The organism is Xanthomonas axonopodis (assembly GCF_001304695.1).
Classification (GTDB): Bacteria; Pseudomonadota; Gammaproteobacteria; order Xanthomonadales; family Xanthomonadaceae; genus Xanthomonas; species Xanthomonas axonopodis.
In genome coordinates this window covers 1-18,649 of sequence record NZ_JFAQ01000072.1, presented here as the reverse complement: position 1 = coordinate 18,649, position 18,649 = coordinate 1, and the positions used below count along the sequence as shown (strand labels likewise).

The 18,649-nt window shown below is 65.6% G+C and carries 17 protein-coding genes and 1 pseudogene; 6 read left to right on the top strand and 12 right to left on the bottom strand.

The genetic code is table 11. The features are described from left to right. Positions 1 to 158: 158 nt before the first annotated feature. From murD to XAXN_RS07685, 4 genes are read right to left on the bottom strand one after another with little or no spacing between them, the layout of a single operon-like run. Positions 159 to 1,565: a UDP-N-acetylmuramoyl-L-alanine--D-glutamate ligase gene (gene murD / locus XAXN_RS07700; protein ID WP_054319111.1), complete on the bottom strand. Its 1,407-nt coding sequence runs from the start codon at positions 1,563 to 1,565 to the stop codon at positions 159 to 161. Next, a complete protein-coding gene (murL, locus tag XAXN_RS07695; protein ID WP_054319110.1) occupies positions 1,546 to 2,901 on the bottom strand; it encodes a UDP-N-acetyl-alpha-D-muramoyl-L-alanyl-L-glutamate epimerase in 1,356 nt (451 codons plus the stop codon). Before murL ends, murD begins: the two co-directional genes overlap by 20 nt. Then, entirely contained in the window at positions 2,898 to 3,356 is a 459-nt protein-coding gene (locus XAXN_RS07690) for a hypothetical protein (protein WP_054319109.1), read from the bottom strand. The genes murL and XAXN_RS07690 overlap by 4 nt, the downstream gene beginning before the upstream one ends. Beyond that, complete coding sequence (locus XAXN_RS07685; RefSeq protein ID WP_054319108.1) at positions 3,340 to 5,949, bottom strand: bifunctional aspartate kinase/diaminopimelate decarboxylase; 2,610 nt, start codon at positions 5,947 to 5,949, stop codon at positions 3,340 to 3,342. Before XAXN_RS07685 ends, XAXN_RS07690 begins: the two co-directional genes overlap by 17 nt. Before the next feature lie 180 nt (positions 5,950 to 6,129). Between XAXN_RS07685 and XAXN_RS07680 the strand changes: the two genes are divergently transcribed. Together XAXN_RS07680 and XAXN_RS07675 are read left to right on the top strand one after the other, a co-directional pair. After that, positions 6,130 to 7,008 carry a PhzF family phenazine biosynthesis protein gene (locus XAXN_RS07680; protein WP_054319120.1) on the top strand — a complete coding sequence of 293 codons (879 nt, stop codon included), beginning with the start codon at positions 6,130 to 6,132 and terminating at the stop codon, positions 7,006 to 7,008. 31 nt (positions 7,009 to 7,039) lie between these two features. After that, positions 7,040 to 7,921, top strand: coding sequence for a PhzF family phenazine biosynthesis protein (locus XAXN_RS07675; RefSeq protein WP_054319107.1), 882 nt, complete (start codon positions 7,040 to 7,042; stop codon positions 7,919 to 7,921). Positions 7,922 to 8,181: 260 nt separating this feature from the next. Here XAXN_RS07675 and XAXN_RS07670 read toward each other — a convergent pair whose 3' ends face one another. The 5 genes from XAXN_RS07670 to XAXN_RS07650 form a co-directional block, all read right to left on the bottom strand. Then, entirely contained in the window at positions 8,182 to 8,757 is a 576-nt protein-coding gene (locus tag XAXN_RS07670) for a glycine zipper 2TM domain-containing protein (protein WP_054319106.1), read from the bottom strand. Positions 8,758 to 8,909: 152 nt separating this feature from the next. Next, a complete protein-coding gene (locus XAXN_RS07665) occupies positions 8,910 to 9,344 on the bottom strand; it encodes an OsmC family protein (protein ID WP_054319105.1) in 435 nt (144 codons plus the stop codon). Between the two features lie 298 nt (positions 9,345 to 9,642). Next, positions 9,643 to 10,590 (bottom strand): aspartate carbamoyltransferase catalytic subunit, encoded by a 948-nt coding sequence (locus tag XAXN_RS07660; protein WP_054319104.1) that lies wholly within the window; start codon positions 10,588 to 10,590, stop codon positions 9,643 to 9,645. A gap of 13 nt (positions 10,591 to 10,603) precedes the next feature. Next, positions 10,604 to 11,071 carry a Holliday junction resolvase RuvX gene (ruvX, locus tag XAXN_RS07655; protein WP_054319103.1) on the bottom strand — a complete coding sequence of 156 codons (468 nt, stop codon included), beginning with the start codon at positions 11,069 to 11,071 and terminating at the stop codon, positions 10,604 to 10,606. Next, positions 11,064 to 11,630: a YqgE/AlgH family protein gene (locus XAXN_RS07650; protein WP_003489930.1), complete on the bottom strand. Its 567-nt coding sequence runs from the start codon at positions 11,628 to 11,630 to the stop codon at positions 11,064 to 11,066. Before XAXN_RS07650 ends, ruvX begins: the two co-directional genes overlap by 8 nt. A gap of 288 nt (positions 11,631 to 11,918) precedes the next feature. Here XAXN_RS07650 and XAXN_RS07645 point away from each other — a divergent pair, with 288 nt between their 5' ends. Further along, complete coding sequence (locus XAXN_RS07645) at positions 11,919 to 12,491, top strand: DNA-3-methyladenine glycosylase I (protein ID WP_054319102.1); 573 nt, start codon at positions 11,919 to 11,921, stop codon at positions 12,489 to 12,491. Between the two features lie 7 nt (positions 12,492 to 12,498). Then, positions 12,499 to 12,971, top strand: a pseudogene (locus XAXN_RS20910) (DUF72 domain-containing protein). Between the two features lie 167 nt (positions 12,972 to 13,138). Here the strand turns inward: XAXN_RS20910 and XAXN_RS07635 are convergent. From XAXN_RS07635 to XAXN_RS07625, 3 genes are all read right to left on the bottom strand, one after another. Further along, positions 13,139 to 13,813: a YitT family protein gene (locus XAXN_RS07635; protein WP_054319100.1), complete on the bottom strand. Its 675-nt coding sequence runs from the start codon at positions 13,811 to 13,813 to the stop codon at positions 13,139 to 13,141. Between the two features lie 506 nt (positions 13,814 to 14,319). After that, positions 14,320 to 15,450, bottom strand: coding sequence for a PilT/PilU family type 4a pilus ATPase (locus tag XAXN_RS07630; protein WP_003489921.1), 1,131 nt, complete (start codon positions 15,448 to 15,450; stop codon positions 14,320 to 14,322). Between the two features lie 114 nt (positions 15,451 to 15,564). Continuing rightward, on the bottom strand, positions 15,565 to 16,602 hold the full coding sequence (locus XAXN_RS07625; RefSeq protein WP_042823132.1) for a type IV pilus twitching motility protein PilT: 1,038 nt from the start codon (positions 16,600 to 16,602) through the stop codon (positions 15,565 to 15,567). A 413-nt stretch (positions 16,603 to 17,015) separates the two neighbouring features. Between XAXN_RS07625 and XAXN_RS07620 the strand changes: the two genes are divergently transcribed. Then, a complete protein-coding gene (locus XAXN_RS07620; RefSeq protein WP_054319099.1) occupies positions 17,016 to 17,708 on the top strand; it encodes a YggS family pyridoxal phosphate-dependent enzyme in 693 nt (230 codons plus the stop codon). A 43-nt stretch (positions 17,709 to 17,751) separates the two neighbouring features. Beyond that, a complete protein-coding gene (gene proC / locus XAXN_RS07615; protein WP_054319098.1) occupies positions 17,752 to 18,606 on the top strand; it encodes a pyrroline-5-carboxylate reductase in 855 nt (284 codons plus the stop codon). Positions 18,607 to 18,649 lie beyond the last annotated feature (43 nt).

Below are 18,649 nucleotides of genomic sequence, written 5' to 3'. Positions count from 1 at the left end.
CCTGGCAACGCCGTGGCCTCGGAACCGGGCCGGGCAGCAACACGTAGCGGACAGCTCAGGTGGACCTTGCACGGCGCGCATGAGCCGCGCCGTCCGAGTGGGACATTCAAGGCCGCGCCTGTCTGGCGGTGAACCGCGTCGATTCCTGTCGGCCGCTTCTAGTGGATACCCAGTCCGTCAATCGCGCTGATTGCCGCCGGGTCGAAGCCTGCCAACTGCGCGAAGTGGCGGCCGCGCGCAACGTAATCGCTGTAGGCACCGAAGCTGGGCGCCCCCGGCGAAAGCAGCACCACGCCGCCCTGCTCGCCCAGCGCAGCGCGCGCCAGCCCCATGGCGTGTTCGAGATCGTTGGCGGCATGCAAGCCGAAATGCCCCGCCTCGGCCAACGGCGCCAGCAATGCGTGGATGCGGGGACCATTGGCGCCCATGGTCACGATTTGAAGCGGCGCCTGCTGCGCCATCCGCTGGACGAAATCGTGCCAATCCAGCCCGCGGTCATGGCCACCAACCAGCAGCGCCACGCGTCGCTGCGCAAAGCACGCCAGTGCAGCCAGCGAGGCATGCGGCGTGGTGCTGATCGAATCGTTGACGTAGCTGATGCCATCCACACTGCCGAGCAACTGCAGGCGGTTGGGCAATGGACGAAAACTCGCTGCCGCCGGCGCAAGTGCCGCCGCATCCAGGCCCAAGGCCTCTACCGCCGCCAGCACCGCGCACAGGTTGCGGCGGTTGTGCTCGCCCGGCAGCGGCACATCGGCGGTATCGAAAATGGCCTGTTCGCCGCGATGGACCACATCGCCGCGCAGATGCCAGCCCGCGGGATGGTTGAACCAACGCACTTGGCTATCGGGCAACTGCAAGCCGGCAAGCAGCGGGGCGGCAGCGTTGAGCAAGGAGATGCGCGGCCGGCCCTCGGTCACCAATGACAGCTTGTCGCGCACATAGCGCGCCTCGTCGCCATGCCAGTCCAGATGCTCGGGAAACAGATTCAACACCAATGCCAGCTCGGGGCGCGCGCCGCTGCGCCCGACATCACCGGTCTGGTAGCTGGACAACTCGATCGCCCAATACGACGGCGGCGGCTGCGGTGCCAGCACTTCCAGCAACGGCTGGCCGATATTGCCAACCAATGCGGTGCGATGCCCGGCAGCGCGCAGCAGGTGCGCCAGCAGCGCGGTGGTGGTGCTCTTGCCCTTGGTGCCGGTGACGCAGATGACACCGGGCACGCTGCCGTCCGCCTGCGCGTGTTCGGCAAACCACAGCGCGGTGCCGCCGATGAAGTGCGTGCCCTGCGCGGCGGCAGCCAGTACCTCGGCGCGATACGGGCTGATGCCGGGCGACTTCACCACAATCTCGAATCGCCCCAGCGCCTGCGCGCTGGCATCGGTTTCCACCTGCAAGGCCGTATCTGCCAGCGCAGCGATCTTGCGCGCCTCTTCGGCGTTGCAGAACACCGTCAGCGATTGGGTCGGCAGCTGCGCGCGCAGCGCGCGATACGCTGCACGTCCTTCACGCCCCCAGCCCCATAACGCAACCGCTTTGCCCTCAAGCTGCGAAATTCGCACGCACGCGCTCCCACAGCGTCGACGGAACCCGGTGCTCGCCATCGATGGCCATGAGTGGCTCAACCTGCAGGTCGTGCGGGTCGAGCTGCGGCTGGATGTCGCGGATGAAGCGCTTCACCAACGCGTCCTCCTTCCACTCGGCGCGGCTGGCCAGCACCGCCATCGCCGCGCGCGATTCGCGGCCTTCGCCCACGCATTCGAACGGCTTGTGGTCCTGGAACTCCAGCAGCGCGTCGTAGCCGCCGGCCTGGGTCGCATCGTCGAGCAGATTGCGTCCGAAGATTTTGACCAACCGCGTCTTGGGCATGATCGGCGCCAACGCCAGGAACACGAAATGGCACTTCGGGCACACGCCGCACCAGCGTTGCACCGGGCGCTTGCCCATGATGTGGAAGTTGCGGTTGCAGCTGGAAAAGTGCGCGTCGTAGTGATCGGTCTTGGCGAATTGCCGCGCCACCGCCAACTCCGAGAGCGGCCGCAGCAACGAGTAATAGCGCAGATCCGCCGCCACATGCCGCTGCACGTAATCGCCGAATGCCTGTTCGAACGCCCAGCCCTTGGACCACTGGTGATTGACCTCGCCGGTGCCGGGAATCCGGCTGCCGTAACTGGCCGAACGTTCGTTGGAGAACACCACCTGGTCAACCCCGTTGAGCAGCGCCGCCAGCACCAGAATGGCCGAGTTCACCGCAGTCACCGGGATATGTCCGTTCCACGCGCCCTGGCGATTGAGTTCGAATAATTCCGTTGCCAGCACACGGCCGATGTTGAGGACCGGCAAACCGGTGCGTTCTGCACAGGCACGGATGAGTTGCGAACCGCCGATCCAGCTGACAGTCTGCGCCATGCCGGTCTGGCGCAGGGCCTCGATGCTGACCAGCGAATCCTTGCCGCCACCGATCGCCACCAGCGCATGCTCGCGCAACCCCACTGCCGGCGCGGCGGCAGAGGCCTGCCCGTCCACCGGAAAGCGGATCTTGCCGTGCAGATTCAAGCCATTGCGATAGGCAAATTCGCCCAGGCCATGCAGGTACACGCTTTCCACCAGCGCGGCCGTCTCGGCATCGATGCTGTAGCCGTCGATGGCGATGTTCGGCGGCACCGCGGCTTTGAAATAACTGACCCCTGCAATGAGATGCAGCAGCCGCAGCGCCTGTTGCACCGCGGTTGCCTGCGCGCCTTCCAGCACGAAGGGTGCGCCAGGCACCGCAACGGTCTCGACCAGCTCCGGGCCTTGATCGAAGGCATACACCAGCGTCGCCACGCCGGTCTGCGCGTCGAGTGCGCAACGCACGAAACGGAAGGTGGACATCTGATGTTTGTCGAAAGCGCTCATGGACTACCTGCAGAAACACGTACACGACGCAGATAACGTCGGCACAGGACATATTCAATCATGGAAAACGGCACCGCCGCCCATAGCAGCGGCAGGCAACCGATCACGAACAGCAGCAGCATCACGTCTGAGCGAATCACCGTTGCATCGCCGGTGATGGCCACCGCGACCAGCAGATACAGCAGCAACGCCGGCAGATAGCCAAGCGCACTCAACACCACGGTGCGCAATGCCATGCTGCCGGCATGTTGCGCGAGTGCTCGCCGGGCGCGGCGGCCCTGCCAGAACGCTGCGCTCCACGCGCCGATGCAGGCAGCAACCAACGCCGGGATTGCCCACTTGAAGCTATCGGTCCACGGGGCCGGTTGCCCGGCGATGTCGATGGCGGTGGAAACCACCATCGCCACGCCACCGGACACCGTGCTGAGTACAACGAACTCAGCCAGTGGACGCATCGATCACCTCTTCGCGCGGCAATTCGCGCTGATTGTAGGTGCTGGCCATCGTGTAGCCGTAGGCACCAGCGTCGGCCACCAGCACCACATCGCCCGGCGCGGTGGCCGCAGGCAGCCGGCGACGCTTGCCGAACACGTCCGACGATTCGCAGATCGGCCCGACGATATCGAAGGTGCCGTCGGCCGGCGCGTCGAGTTGGCTGAGGTTTTCGATGTCGTGCCAGGCGTCGTACAACGCCGGGCGAATCAAGGTATTCATGCCCGCATCCAGGCCAACGCGCTGCACGCCGTCCTTCTCGATCACCTGAGTGACGCTGGCCAGCAATACGCCGGCTTCGGCCACCAGATAGCGGCCCGGTTCGATCGCCAGGCGGTAGCCCGGATGCACGGCCTTGACCTCGGCCAGGCCCTTGGCCCACACCTCCAGATCGAAGGGCTCGTCTTCGGCGCTGTACGGAATCGGCAGGCCGCCACCGATATCGATGGTTTCCACCGTGCCGATGCGGCGCGCGAAGCCGGCCAACTCGTCGTATATCATGCGCCAGTGCTCGCCGGTCTCCACGCCACTGCCCAGGTGCGCGTGCACGCCGGTGATGGTGACCTCGAGCGTGCGCGCCACCTCGACAAATTCATCCACGCGCGTGGACGACAGGCCGAACTTGGACGCCTTGCCGCCGGTGTTGACCTTCTCGTGGTGTCCGTCGCCGTGCCCCAGGTCGATGCGCAGCCAGATATTGCGGCCACGGAAGACCTCGGGCCAGTTGCGCAGCGCTTCGACGTTGTCCACGTTCACGGTCACGCCCAATGCGAACGCGGCCTCGTACTCGGCCTTGGGCGCAAAGCTCGGCGTGAACAACACGCGCCGTGGCGACAGTTCCGGCAGCGCCTGAAACACGCGGCGCAGTTCGCCGTGCGAAACGCATTCCAGCCCGAAGCCGGCCTGCTCCAGCGCCATCAAGATGGCCGGGTGCGCATTAGCCTTGATCGCGTAATAGCGCTGATCCACCGCGACAATCTGCGCCAGCGCATGCGCACGCGCACGCACGGTGGGCAGGTGGTACGCGTAGCGCGGCGTCCCGGCCTTGGACAGCGACAGCAGATGCGCGCGCTCGGCATGCCACCACGGCGTAGGACGCGGGCGCACCGAGCCGATGATCTCGCGCCAGCGCGGGCCAAATACCTCGCCCTCGCTGACCGGCATCGCGCCGCTGTCGATCAACTCGCCGTGCAGGATCGGCAGCAAACCATCGGCATCGGCTTCGTCGATGACAAAGGTCAGGTTCAAGTCGTTGGACGACTGGGAAATCATGTGCACGCGTTCCTGCCCGAACGTGGCCCACACGTCGGAGAGCTTGTGCAGCAGCGAGCGCATCCCGCGCCCGACAAGCGTGATGGCCGCGCACGGCACGATGATCTTGACCTTGCAGATCTGCGACAGATCGGCCGACAACGCCGCCAGCACGTCGGTGTTGACTAGGTTTTCCGACGGATCCAGCGACACGGTGACGTTGGTCTCGGCCGAACCGATCAGATCCACCGACAGGCCATGCTTCTTGAACAGCGTGAACACGTCGGCCAGGAAGCCCACCTGCTGCCACATGCCGATGCCTTCCATCGACACCAGCACGATGCCGTTGCGGCGGCTGATCGCCTTGACGCCCAACACCGGCTCGGCATTGCCGTCGATGCTGGTGCCCGGCAGATCCGGTCGTTCGGTGTCCAGGATCGCCATCGGCACGCCGGAATCGCGGCACGGTTTGATCGAACGCGGATGCAGCACCTTGGCGCCAGTGGTGGCGATTTCCTGCGCTTCGTAATAGTCCAGCCGGGTCAACAGGCGCGCATCCGGCACTTCCTTCGGGTTGGCGCTGAACATGCCGGGCACGTCGGTCCAGATTTCCACGCGGCTGGCGCCGAGCAGCGCACCGAAGTACGCCGCCGAGGTATCCGAACCGCCACGGCCCAGAATCGCGGTGCCGCCATCGGCATGCCGCGAAATGAAGCCCTGCGTGATCAGCAAGCGTGTCGGTTGCGCGGCGAAACGCGTGCGCCAATCGGCATCGGACTGCCACTGGCACGACACCGACAGGCACTTGGACCATTCGCTCTGATTGAGCTGCGGCGGCAGCGCCGACAGCCACTGGCGCGCATCCAGCCAGCCCATGTCCAGGCCGCTGGCATGCAGATACGCCGCACCGATGGTGGACGACAGCAACTCGCCCTGCCCCAACACCTCGGCCTGCCACTCCAGCGTGCGCGTTGCAGCGCGCGCATCGCCCAGCGATGCGTGCAATGCGGCCAGCCGTTCGCCCAGCACCGCATCGGCGTCCAGTTCGAGCTCGGCCAGAAACTCGCGATGGCGCTGCTCCAGCGCAGCCACACGCTGCGGGCTATCGGCGGCGCCGTCGGCAATGGCGGTGAGCTCGTTGGTCACGCCCGACAATGCAGACACCACCACCAGCACGCGACCGCCGGTCTCGTCCGCCCGTTTGCTCGCCAGTTTTCCAATCGTGTCCCAGCGATGACGACGCGACACCGAAGTGCCGCCGAACTTGAGGACGATCCAACGATCGCTAGAGTGGGGAGCTGACATTGAGATAGGCGTTTAGGATGGGGGAAAATGCCCGGGATGCCGAGCGGAAGCTCCGATTCTACTGCCAATGCCGCTCGCATGACCCCGCATGCGATCACAGCGTGTCGCCGCACGTCCATTGCCGTATCGGTTCGCACTGCAACCATCGGCGCGCTCTCTTTCGACGAGATTTCGCCCGCCATGAGCAAGCACCGCTATCTGCAACTGGATGTTTTCGCCGCCCGGGCCGGCAGCGGCAACCCGCTGGGCGTGGTCTTCAATACAGAGACGCTGTCGCCTGCGCAAATGCAGCAGATTGCCGCATGGCTGAATCTGTCCGAGACGGTCTTCTTCCTGCCGGTCAGCGTGCCCGATGCCGATTACCACATCCGCATCTTCACCCCGCGCGCCGAGCTCCCGTTTGCCGGACATCCCAGCGTCGGCGCGGCGTGGGCAGCGGTGACCCGCGGCGTGACCGCCTACAAACCCGACGGCCAGCTTCGCCAGCAATGCGCGGCCGGCGTGCTGCCGGTAGAGGTATTCGACCGGCACGGCGCTTTGTTGGTGCGGCTACGGGCGCCGGGCGCGCGCGCCGTAGACACAGGTAATACGTACGCCGACGCGTTGCACGCCGCCTGCGCTGAGCTGCGCGTGGGCCCACACCCGGCTGCGCTCTGGAACAACGGTCCGAACTGGTGGTTGCTGGAATTGGCCGATGCGCAGGCGGTACGGCAGGCAGCCCCGGACCTTGCCGCCATCGCGCGCCTGACCCAGGCCAGCGCCGCCGTTGGCCTCGCCATCTACGCGCCAGTGCACGATGGCGATGCCGACCTGGTCGTCCGCGCGTTCTGCCCGGGCGACGGCATTCCGGAAGACCCGGTGACCGGCAGCGCCAATGCCTGTATCGCCGCACGCCTGCACGGCGAAGGCCGCCTGCCCGGGGCGGAGTCGCGCTATGTCGCCAGCCAGGGCCGCGAGGTTGGCCGCGACGGCCGCGTCCATGTGGACGTGGACGCTGAAGGCGAAGTCTGGATTGGCGGAGCGACGCAGCAGGTGATCGACGGCCGCATCGTTTGGTAAGCTGCCGCGCCCTCACTGCGGATCGACGCCCATGACCACTCGCCGTTTCCTGCAATTGGATGTGTTCTCCGCCCGCCCCGGCAGCGGCAATCCGCTGGCGGTGGTGCTGGATGCGCAGGGTCTGGACGATGCGGCGATGCAGGCCATCGCACGCTGGACCAAGCTGCCGGAGACCACCTTCGTCTTCCCTGCCGAAAACGCGCAAAGCAGCTACCGGCTGCGCATGTTTTCGCCGCAAAAAGAGGTGCCGTTTGCCGGCCATCCCAGTGTGGGCACCGCACATGCCGTGCTCGAGGCCGGCCTGGCCGCACCACAGGACGGCGTCCTGGTGCAGGACGGCATCGCTGGTCGGTTGCCGCTGCGCGTCGAGCAGCGCGGCGGCCACCGCAGCATCGCGATCCGCACGCCGCGCGCACGCGTGGCCGAGCAAGTGGACGCCGACGATCCGCGCCTGCGCGATGCCTTGCAGGGCTGGCCGCTGGGAACGCTACCGCCCGCGCTGATGGACGGCGGCCGCACCTGGTGGGTGGTAGAACTCGCCAACGAAGCCGCGCTGCGCGGCCTGCAGCCGGACTGGGACGCGATCGCCGGGTTGGCAGAATCCACCGGCAGCATGGGCGTGTTTGCGTATGCACGCGCCGGCGCACCGGGCGCCTACGATCTGGCAGTGCGCGCCTTCGTCGGCAATGGCCGGCGCTTCGAAGATGCGGCGTCCGGCGCGGCCAATGCGGTCGTCGCCGCATGGCTGGACAGCCGTGACGCATTGCCCGGCACCGACCGTCGCTACGTGGTCAGCCAGGGCCGCGAAATCGGCTTCGATGCCTTGTTGGAACTGCACATCGATGCCGACGGCGACGTGTGGTCGGGTGGCCAGGTGCAGACGGTGATTCGCGGCACGCTGGACTGGACTTAGAGCGGCAACAACGCTGCTGCGCAGGATCAACGCAGCAGAGTGGCATGCAGGTGCTGCGAATTTCTGATCACGGCCCCTGCGCCGCGCGTCAGCGCCCGTGTGAAACAGCGAGGTGCTGGCATCGATCAATGCCGAAGCACTGGTGAAGCGCTGTTGCAGCCTACAATCACTTCGCAAAACGCAAGAACGCTGCGGTTGCCCGCAGCGTTCTTCTTCAGTCCGATGCCCGAACCAGCGGCACCGCATGCATCCGGCTCCGATCAGTCAGGGCGAACGTCCACGCGCACCCGGATACGGTTGCCCGGGTTGTAATCGCTACGCGTGTGGTACATACGGCCAGCGTATTCGTAGGTGACGTCGTAGCCATCCACGCGGTCGCGTTCGCGGCGGTAGGACACCGGCTCGCAGACCCTCACGTTGCCCTGGTATGTGCGGTGATTGGCCTCATAGATCGAGCGGCCCGCCGCGACGCCCGCCATGGTGCCCACGGCGGTGCCGACCAGACGACCATTGCCGCCGCCGACCTGGCTGCCGAGCACGGCGCCCGCGATGCCGCCGATGACACTGGCCACGCCCCGATTGGACACACCGGCCTGGGCATAGCCGCCGTCGCGGTAGTACCCGTCGTTGCTGGTGTAGTAACCATCGGCGGGACGATCGTAGCAACGTTCGCTGGTACGTTCGTTGTACGAATCGGCAACGATGATCGGATCCACGCGCACAACGCGCGCGTATTCGTAGCGGCCATCCTCGTAGCCGCTGTCATAGCGCTGTGCCGTGGCATTGCCCGCCACGACCAGACCCATCACCAGAGCACCAAGCACGAGAGTTTTCATTGCGGCAGCTTCATAGGGAGGACACGCTGCCGATGCTCGGCCTGCGCCAGTGAAACCGCACTGAACCAAACCGGCCACGAAAAGCCCTATTCAGGTTACCGCCAGCTGCGCGCGCCGGGCGTTTGCGCCGACGCGTCGCGGCGGTATTGGTGTCAGCTGGAAAACTCGGTTTCCAGGTTGATCGGCACGGCGCTCAATGCCTTGGACACCGGGCAATTTTTCTTGGCGCTGTCGGCCAGCTCGCGGAACTTGGCCTCGTCGATGCCCGGCACCACGGCCTTGAGCTTGAGGCGAATCTGCGACAGCTGCGGGCCGCCTTCCATCGACAGATCCACATCGGCGCGCGTGTCCAGCGAGGTCGGCGGAAAACCGGCTTCGGTCAATTGCGCAGACAACGCCATGGTGAAACAGCCGGCATGCGCGGCGGCGATGAGTTCTTCCGGATTGGTGCCCTTCTCGTCGCCGAAGCGGCTGCTGAAGGCATAACGGGTGTTGTCCATCAAGCCGCTCTGCGGCGTGCTGAGCTGGCCCTTGCCGGTCTTGAGGTCGCCTTCCCAGTGGGCGGTGACGTGACGTGAAATACCCATTGCGATCTCCTGCGCTGAAAGGAGCGGTCACGATAGGTGAGCGGGTGTTAGCTGGTGGTGCTTGGATTCGGGATTCGCAAAAACAGATCGCGGGAAGCATCAGGCAGCAAGCGACTTTTGTCCGCAATTACTACATTGCACATCGAACGCGACCGCGCAGCGGATCACGGTGTGCGTTCGGCAAAAAGCCGCTGTCTCTTCGCAGTCAACGATTCGTAGATCGAAGGCGACCGCGGATTAGTCGCGCGGTCGCATTGCAGTTCTTGGAGCGGCGAATAAAACTACTGCGCAGCCGCTGTTAGCCCAGCAGGGTTTCCAGCACGGCCATGCGCACGGCGACGCCGTTGGCCACCTGCCGCAGCACGCAGGATTGCGCGCCGTCGGCCACTTCATCGGTGATTTCCACGCCGCGGTTGATTGGGCCCGGGTGCAGCACCGCGGCGTCGCGGCCGGCACGCGCCAGGCGCTCGCGGGTCAGACCATAGTCGGCGTGGTACTGCCCCAGCGAAGGCACCAGGCCTTCTTCCATGCGCTCGCGCTGCAGGCGCAGCATCATCAGCGCATCGGCGCCTTCGAGCATGGCATCGAAATCCTGGCCGACCACGCAGCCCTCCAGCATGCCGTCATCGGGCAGCAGGCTGGCCGGGCCGCAGACGCGGATCTCGCCAGCGCCCAGCGTGCGCAAGGCATGCAGGTCCGAGCGCGCCACGCGCGAGTGCTTGACGTCGCCGACGATGACGACCTTGAGCTTGGAAAAATCGGTGCCCTTGGCCTGGCGCAGGGTGAGCATGTCCAGCAGGCCCTGGGTGGGGTGTGCACTACGTCCGTCGCCGGCATTGATCAACGCGGTGCCCTCGCCTGCGGCTGCGGCCAGCACTTCCACCGCTCCGTCATCGGGGTGACGCACCACAAAGCCGCGCACGCCCATTGCTTCGAGATTCTTCAAGGTGTCGCGCGCGGTTTCGCCCTTGCGGGTGGATGAGGTGGATGCATCGAAATTGAGCACGTCCGCGCCCAGCCGCTGCGCCGCCAGATGGAAGGAGCTGCGCGTGCGCGTGGAGGGTTCGAAGAACAGCGTGCACACCGCCGTGCCCGCCAGCACACTGCGCTTGCCCACCCGCCCGACTGCCGCATCGCGGATTTGGCCGGCGCGGTCGAGCAATTGCAGCAGCGTGGTGCGCGGCAGTCCTTGCAGGGTGAGCAGGTGGCGCAGGCGTCCGTCCGAATCGAGTTGCATGGTGGTCATCGCAGGTCGGGGGTCAAGGAAGAAAGGTGGCTTGGTCGGGGGCGGCCAACCAGCGTTCGACGATCACCGCGGCGGCCATCGCGTCGAGCGCTTCGGCGTCGCGGTGGCGCTTGCGCCCATCGGCACGCTCGCGCGCGAAACGCTGCGCAGCCTCAACCGAACTGGAGCGTTCATCGATCAGGACAACCGGCAGCGCGTAGCGCTCGCGCAGCTGGCGGGCGAACGCGTGTGCGCGCTTGCGGGCGGGTTGGTCTTGGTCGTCCAGCGTGAGCGGGTCGCCGATCACCAGGCCGTCCGGTCGCCATTCCTTATGCAGGCGGTCCAACGCAACCCAGTCCGGGCCGTTGGCATGCACATTGATCACGGCCACCGCGCGCGCGGTGGCACCAAGCGCGGTTCCGACTGCCACGCCGATCCGGCGCGACCCCACGTCGAAGCCCAGCACCGTGCCGTCGGGGCAGATCGCGCCCGCCTCAGGCATGCCCGGAATAATCCGTGAGCCGGAACAGGTCCACGCCGATACGCCCGGCAGCGGTCTGCCAGCGATCTTCCAGCGCGGTCGCAAACAGCACATTGGCATCCGACGGCGCGGTGAGCCAACTGTTTTCGCCCAGCTCGAATTCCAGCTGGCCGGCGCCCCAACCCGCGCAGCCCAATGCGACCAGCGCATTGCGCGGGCCGTTGCCGGCCGCCATCGCCTCGAGGATGTCGCGCGAGGTGGTCAGGAACACGCCCTGCCCCACTTCCAGGCTGGAATCCCATTCGCGTGCATCATCATGGATCACAAAACCGCGCTCGGGGTGCACCGGCCCGCCGCTGAGCACGACCTGCTCGCGCAGCGGCTCATCGTCGGTGTCGATGCCCATCTGGGACAACACTTCGCCCAGGGTGTATTCGGAAGGCCGGTTGACCAGCACGCCCATGGCGCCGTTCTCGTCGTGCTGACAGATCAGCGCGACGCTGCGCGAAAAGGTGGGGTCGGACAGCGCCGGGAGCGCAATCAGCAGTTGGTTGGCCAGTGGCGTGGGCAAAACAGACATGGCCGCATTCTAGCCGTTCGCTTCGCCGCGCGCAGAGCCGCTGCCATACTGGGCCTTGCCGGCTCCAGGAAATGCGCGATGCCGCCGATGCAGCGGCCTGCGCGTGGCCCATCTGAGGCGCCTGATCGACACGTTCAGCTTGATCGCAATGAGTGTGACTTGGAGCGCTGCTGAAGCGTTGCAGCCGCGCAAACGGCCTCCCGGCCTCAGCGCCAACTGCTGCTCGCGCGCTGTGGCAGCCACTGGCGCGCGATCGGCAAGCCTCGCCCCACAACGACAGGCACCCACATGAGCGGTTATTGCAGCATCGCCCCAGGCCATCCGGTCCATGGCCACTACCACGATCACGAGTACGGCTTTCCGCAGCGCGACGAACGCGAGTTGTTCGAGCGGCTGGTGCTGGAGATCAACCAGGCCGGACTGAGCTGGGAAACCATCCTGCGCAAGCGCGTCAATTTCCAGCAGGCTTACGATGGCTTCGACGTGGACACTGTTGCTGCGTATGGCGACCAGGACGTCAGCAGGTTGATGAGCGATACCGGCATCATCCGCAATCGCCTCAAGGTGCTGGCGGCGATCCACAACGCGCGCGTCATCCAGACGCTGCGCGCCACGCATGGCGGCTTCGCGCAGTGGCTGGACGCCCACCACTCGCTCGACAAACCGGCCTGGGTCAAGCTGTTCAAGAAGACCTTCCGTTTCACCGGCGGCGAAATCACCGGCGAGTTCCTGATGAGCCTGGGCTACCTGCCCGGCGCACATCATGCCCAGTGCCCGGTATTTACGCAGATCCGGGCACTGGGGCCGCCCTGGTTGCAGGCGCAGAAGCCGGCAAAAACGCGCACGGTTCAGCGCGGCTAGACACCTCTTGCACGGCGCACGCGAAATGCTCGGGCGCATGGCTATTCGCATCGGCATTTCCGGCTGACGTTACGCACGCTGGCGCGGCACGTTTTATCCAGCTGGCCTGGCCCAACGGCGCGAGCTCGAATACGCCGCGGGCTGCTTTCCCAGCGTGGAAATCAATGGCTCCTTGCCGAGCTGCTGGATGCATTTCCAGGCAGCCTGCCGCGCGATAGCGAGGCCGCGTTGGCGCGGGCGCGCAAGCGCGACACCGCGCTGGATCGCTGGGCAGCACGCATCGCCGCGTGGGCCAGCGGAGCCGAACCGGACGATGCCGCCCGTGTGGGCGCTCGCGCCCGCAAGCGCGCAATGCGCGATGTGTACTGTTATTTCGACAACGACATGAAGGTACATGCACCATTCGATGCGCGCGGGTTGATGCAACGGCTGCAGTTGCCTACCAATTGCCCGGCACGCCAAAGCAGCGAGAACCGCTGACAAACGCCGGAGCTCACCGCCATGCGGGCCTGGTCGGTGCATGGAAAGCGCCATGCATCGCTGGCATGCTACGGCTCCGGGCGCGCCAGCCGTGCCTGCTGATGGCTGGCACGCGACGGATTATTCGCCGCTCCCGGACGTGCCATGCGAGCGATCTTCGGCACGCATCACACGCCCATATACCGGTGCGGGCGGTGATTGAACATCAGCACCAGACTCAGCATCAGGGCGCCGATGGCCGAATACAGCACCTTGTCCGGAGTCAGCACGAAGAAGGCGACCAGCATGAGCATCGCGTCGAAGCTCATTTGCACCTTGCCCGCGCTCCAGCCGCGCTCACGCTGCAGGTACACCGCCAGGATGCCGATGCCGCCCAGGCTGCCGCGGTGGCGAATGAAGAACAAAATCCCCAGGCCAGACAGCGCGCCACCGGCGATCGCCGAGAAGGCCGTGCTCATGTGCGCGTAGTCGGCCCAGCGCGGCAGCAGGTTGGTCAGCACGCCGCACGCGCCGACTGCCGCGAAGGTCTTCAGAGTAAATTCCCACCCCATCCGGCGCACGCTCAGCCAGTAGAACGGCAGATTGACCAGCACGAACACCAGGCCGAAGTTCCAGTGCAGCGCGTAGTGCAACAGGAAGGCCACGCCCGCCATGCCACCGATCATCAGCCCGCCCTTGGCGAAGATGGCCAGACCGAGCGATGCGACCAGGGTCGCCAGCGCCATGCCTTGCGCATCCTCAGCCACCGAATGATGGAAGGCATGGTCGTCGGCGGCAGTTCCGGCCGAATCCGGTGGAGGCGTGAGCGGGCCGGCGGTGACCACGGCACCATCGTCGGGCAAGGGTTCTTGCTCCGGTCGCAGATCGGAATCGGGAAGGCTCACGGGCTTGGGCACTGCAGTGGGGTGCGCTATTAGACATTATCGACCCACCCGGTCACATCTGAAACAGGGCCGACGCCGCGGGAGGTCCCTGCATTACGGGCGCCTCGGCCGGCCGTCAATGACCGGCCTCCTCCGGCAGCAGCCGGGCGTGCCGGAGCAGCGCGGCAAAGTTCTTGCCGGGCGCGTCGATCATCCGCAGATATGCGGGGCTGTTCGAGCCGGACCTTCGTCTTTCTTGGCGCGCTCAAGCGCTCCCTCCACTCGGCGGACAGGGCCGCGTCGTCGGTGCGATCCTGGCGCAACGCTGGCCGCCACGCCTGGCACGAGATGGCAGCGACGCACAGAAGGGCTGGCGTTGCCGTCGCGGAAGCAGGTCACCCCATACACGCCTGGTCAGATTCCCTGCGCCTTGTTACCCGTGTGCACTGGCACCCCGTGGACGCGGGCACCGAGGCGCGCAGCACTCAGCGCACTTCGGAAATTTCTACGCCGTCCAGGCCCTGCGACAAGGTCTTGGCATCGCCACCCTGCGAGAGCTTGATGCGCAGGCGCACTTCGTTCTGCGAGTCGGCGTAGCGCAACGCGTCTTCGTAACTGATTTCGCCGGCCTGGTAGAGCTCGAACAGGCTCTGGTCGAAGGTGCGCATGCCCAGGTTGGTGGACTCCTTCATGATCTCCTTGAGCTTGTGGATCTCACCGTCGCGGATGTAGTCCTGCACAAGCGGCGTACCCAGCATGATTTCCATCGCCACGCGGCGGCTGCGGCCGTCCGGGGTCGGAATCAGCTGCTGCGCGACCACGCCCTTGAGGTTGAGCGACAGGTCCATCAACAGCTGGTTGCGGCGATCCTCGGGGAAGAAGTTGATGATGCGGTCCATCGCCTGGTTGGCGTTGTTGGCGTGCAGCGTGCACAGCACCAGGTGGCCGGTTTCGGCGAAGGCGATCGCATGGTCCATGCCTTCGCGGGTGCGCACCTCGCCGATCATGATCACGTCGGGCGCCTGGCGCAGGGTGTTCTTCAGCGCATTTTCCCAGCTGTCGGTGTCGATGCCGACCTCGCGCTGGGTGATGATGCAGCCCTCGTGCTTGTGCACGAATTCAATCGGGTCTTCGATGGTGATGATGTGCCCGGTCGAGTTCTGGTTGCGGTAGCCGATCATCGCCGCCAGCGAGGTCGACTTGCCGGTCCCGGTGGCGCCGACGAAGATGATGATGCCGCGCTTGGTCATCGACAGCGTCTTGATCACCGGCGGCAAGCTCAGCTCGTCCACGGTGGGGATGCGCGTTTCGATCCGGCGCAGCACCATGCCCACCTGGTTACGCTGGTAGAAACAGCTCACACGAAAACGCCCGACCCCGGACACGCCGATGGCGAAGTTGCACTCGTGGGTCTTTTCGAATTCCTCGCGCTGCGACGGCGTCATCACGTTCAACACCAGATCGCGGCTCTGCTGCGCAGTCAGCGGAGTCTGGGTAATCGGGCTGATCTTGCCATGCACCTTGATCGCCGGCGGCATGCCCGAGGTGATGAACAGGTCCGACGCCTTCTGATGCGCCATCAGCTTGAGGAAGGAGGTGAAGTCGATGGTGCTCATGGCGTGCTCCTTCAGAGCCGGGATTCGGGATTCGGGATTCGTAAGAGCGGGCTGTTCTGAGATCGGTTGGAGCGCCGCCGTTGCGAATCCCCAATCCCGAATCCCGAATCCCGGCTACTCGAATATCCGCTTGTCCTTGGCGTAATCGCGGGCCTGGTTGCGCGTGATCAGGCTGCGCTTGACCAAGTCCTGCAGATGCTGATCCAGCGTCTGCATGCCGTATTGCTGGCCGGTCTGGATCGAGGAATACATCTGCGCCACCTTGTCCTCGCGTATCAGGTTGCGGATGGCCGGGGTGCCGACCATGATTTCCCAGGCCGCCGTACGGCCGCCGCCCACCTTCTTCAGCAGCGCCTGCGAAATCACCGCGCGCAGCGATTCGGACAGCATCGAGCGCACCATCGGCTTTTCGCCGGCCGGGAACACGTCGATGATGCGGTCGATGGTCTTGGCCGCCGAGCTGGTGTGCAGGGTGCCGAATACCAGGTGTCCGGTTTCCGCCGCGGTGAGCGCCAGGCGGATGGTTTCCAGGTCGCGCAATTCGCCGACCAGGATGATGTCCGGGTCTTCGCGCAGTGCCGAGCGCAGCGCCTCGTTGAAGCCGTGCGTGTCGCGGTGCACCTCGCGCTGGTTGATCAGGCACTTCTGCGAGGTGTGGACGAATTCGATCGGGTCCTCGACGGTGAGGATGTGCCCGTACTCATTCTTGTTGATGTAGTCGATCATGCCGGCCAGCGTGGTCGACTTGCCCGAGCCGGTCGGGCCGGTCACCAGGATCAGGCCCTGCGGCTGGTCGATCAACTGGCGGAAGATCGGCGGGCAGCCCAGGTCTTCCAGCGTCAGCACTTCGGAGGGAATGGTACGGAACACCGCACCGGCACCGCGGTTCTGGTTGAACGCATTGACGCGGAAGCGTGCCAGCGACGGAATCTCGAACGAGAAATCGACCTCGAGGAATTCCTCGTAATCGCGCCGCTGCTTGTCCGACATGATGTCGTACACCAGCGCATGCACCTGCTTGTGGTCCAGCGCCGGAATATTGATGCGACGGACATCGCCATCGACACGGATCATCGGCGGTAGCCCTGCAGACAGGTGCAGGTCCGATGCCTTGTTCTTGACAGAAAACGCCAATAATTCAGCGATATCCATGCGCTGCTTTTCCCCTAGGCTGCGGTTGGAAGGTACTCCCCGGCCGGCAGTATAGCGTTCTGGCTGCTGGCGGGAAGCGGCCTGTGACCGGTTCAGGGCGGCCGCGACCCGCCTGGCTGAAACTGTTGCCTTGCGCCAGGCTGCGGAGCTGCCCCAGGCCGAACGGCTGGTGCGCGGTGGCCTCAAGGAATTGCTGGCGAGCGCAGCGCCTGCCCGAGCGTAGCGGGTCGCGCTGTCGCTAGTCCGTATCGCACCGGGCTGGTCGGACTTGGGGAGGTCGCCTACCCTGCTTCCGGACACGCCTCCTAGTAGGCACAACGCCGGGCATCGAGGCAGGCACCCGGCACGCACCAACTGGATGGAAGCGTCTGCGGGCGGCACTATAGCGCTCCCGCCTTTCTCCGGAATGCCACGTGCCGGCTTCGTCGCTGCAGCAGATTCTCGATGCCATCCACGCCGCAGCGGCCGCACACGCGCGTGCCGACGTGCGGCTGCTGGCGGTCTCCAAGACCAAGCCGGCCGACGCCGTTGCCGCCCTGGCCGCGCAGGGCCAGCGCGCCTTCGGCGAAAATTACGTGCAGGAAGCCGACGCCAAGATCGCCCAATTGCGTGCGTTGGGCCTGGAATGGCATTTGATCGGCCACCTGCAATCCAACAAGGCCGAACTGGCGAGCCAGTGCTTCGATTGGGTGCAGACGCTGGACCGGGCCAAATTGATTCCGCTGCTGGCGCGCCACCGCCCGGACGACCGCGCGCCGTTGAATGTGTTGATCCAGGTCAACATCGACGACGAGGACAGCAAGCATGGGTGCGCACCCGAAGCGATCGACAGCCTGGCCGAAGCGATCGCCCTGCAACCACGCCTGCAGCTACGCGGACTGATGGCGATTCCTGCCCCGTTTCCTGATCAGGCACGACGCCAGGCCGCGTTTTCGCGCATGCAAGCACTGTTTGAGCAGCTGCAAGTCCGTTATCGGCAGGTGGACACTTTGTCGATGGGCATGAGCGCGGATTTCGCCGAAGCGATCGCGGCCGGCGCCACCATGGTGCGGGTGGGCACGGCGTTGTTCGGTGCGCGCGATCAGGCGCCGGCCGCCTCTGCCTGATCGCATCGCCTCCGACATCGACTCATGTTATTTAGGTGCTGCAATGAACACACCTGCTTCGTCTTCACCCTCATCTTCCGTTGCCACGTCCATCGCCTTCGTCGGCGGCGGCAATATGGCACGCAGCCTGATTGCCGGGCTGATCCGGCAGGGCACGCCGGCTGCCAGCATCCGCGTGGCCGAGCCAGTGGCCGATCTGCGCGAAGCCTTGGCGCGCGACTTCGGCGTGCAGGTCCTCGAGGATGCACGCGCCGCTGTCGGCGCGGCCACGACCTGGGTCCTGGCGGTCAAGCCGCAGGTCTTGCCAACGGTGTGCGCGCAACTGGCCGATCTCGCGCAGGCACAACAACCGCTGCTGGTTTCCATTGCTGCCGGCATCACCGCCACGCAGCTGCAGCGTTGGTCGGGCGGCGATATCGCCGTGGTTCGCGCCATGCCCAACATGCCCGCCCTGCTCGGCGCTGGTGTCACCGGGCTGTACGCGAACACGCGCGTGTCCGCGGCGCAACGCCAACAGGCGACCCGACTGCTGGACAGCGCCGGCGTCACCGTCTGGATCGACGACGAAGCGCAGATGGATGCGGTGACCGCGGTTTCCGGCAGCGGACCGGCCTATGTCTTTCTCTTGGCAGAAGCGATGGAAGCTGCCGCGCAAGCGCAGGGCCTGCCCGCCGCAACCGCGCGCACCTTGGTGCTGCAAACGCTGCTCGGCGCCGCACGCATGCTCACCGAATCGGGCGAACCACCGGAGGTCCTGCGTCGCCGCGTGACCTCGCCCAACGGCACGACCCACGCCGCCATCCAGACATTCCAGGCCGGCGGCTTTGAGGCGCTCACCGCCCAGGCCATTGCCGCAGCGACCGAACGCGGCCGCAGTTTGTCCGCTGCCAATGACTGATTGAGACGCGTTGGCGTCAGCAGCTAGGTGTTTGATCCCATGC

Excerpts from the sequence above, each read along its gene's own strand:
- murL (WP_054319110.1), bottom strand. The coding sequence starts at position 2,901 with ATGAGCGCTTTCGACAAACATCAGATGTCCACCTTCCGTTTCGTGCGT.
- XAXN_RS07690 (WP_054319109.1), bottom strand. The coding sequence starts at position 3,356 with ATGCGTCCACTGGCTGAGTTCGTTGTACTCAGCACGGTGTCCGGTGGC.
- XAXN_RS07685 (WP_054319108.1), bottom strand. The coding sequence starts at position 5,949 with ATGTCAGCTCCCCACTCTAGCGATCGTTGGATCGTCCTCAAGTTCGGC.
- XAXN_RS07680 (WP_054319120.1), top strand. The coding sequence starts at position 6,130 with ATGAGCAAGCACCGCTATCTGCAACTGGATGTTTTCGCCGCCCGGGCC.
- XAXN_RS07675 (WP_054319107.1), top strand. The coding sequence starts at position 7,040 with ATGACCACTCGCCGTTTCCTGCAATTGGATGTGTTCTCCGCCCGCCCC.
- XAXN_RS07670 (WP_054319106.1), bottom strand. The coding sequence starts at position 8,757 with ATGAAAACTCTCGTGCTTGGTGCTCTGGTGATGGGTCTGGTCGTGGCG.
- XAXN_RS07665 (WP_054319105.1), bottom strand. The coding sequence starts at position 9,344 with ATGGGTATTTCACGTCACGTCACCGCCCACTGGGAAGGCGACCTCAAG.
- XAXN_RS07660 (WP_054319104.1), bottom strand. The coding sequence starts at position 10,590 with ATGACCACCATGCAACTCGATTCGGACGGACGCCTGCGCCACCTGCTC.
- ruvX (WP_054319103.1), bottom strand. The coding sequence starts at position 11,071 with ATGCCTGAGGCGGGCGCGATCTGCCCCGACGGCACGGTGCTGGGCTTC.
- XAXN_RS07650 (WP_003489930.1), bottom strand. The coding sequence starts at position 11,630 with ATGTCTGTTTTGCCCACGCCACTGGCCAACCAACTGCTGATTGCGCTC.
- XAXN_RS07645 (WP_054319102.1), top strand. The coding sequence starts at position 11,919 with ATGAGCGGTTATTGCAGCATCGCCCCAGGCCATCCGGTCCATGGCCAC.
- XAXN_RS07630 (WP_003489921.1), bottom strand. The coding sequence starts at position 15,450 with ATGAGCACCATCGACTTCACCTCCTTCCTCAAGCTGATGGCGCATCAG.
- XAXN_RS07625 (WP_042823132.1), bottom strand. The coding sequence starts at position 16,602 with ATGGATATCGCTGAATTATTGGCGTTTTCTGTCAAGAACAAGGCATCG.
- proC (WP_054319098.1), top strand. The coding sequence starts at position 17,752 with ATGAACACACCTGCTTCGTCTTCACCCTCATCTTCCGTTGCCACGTCC.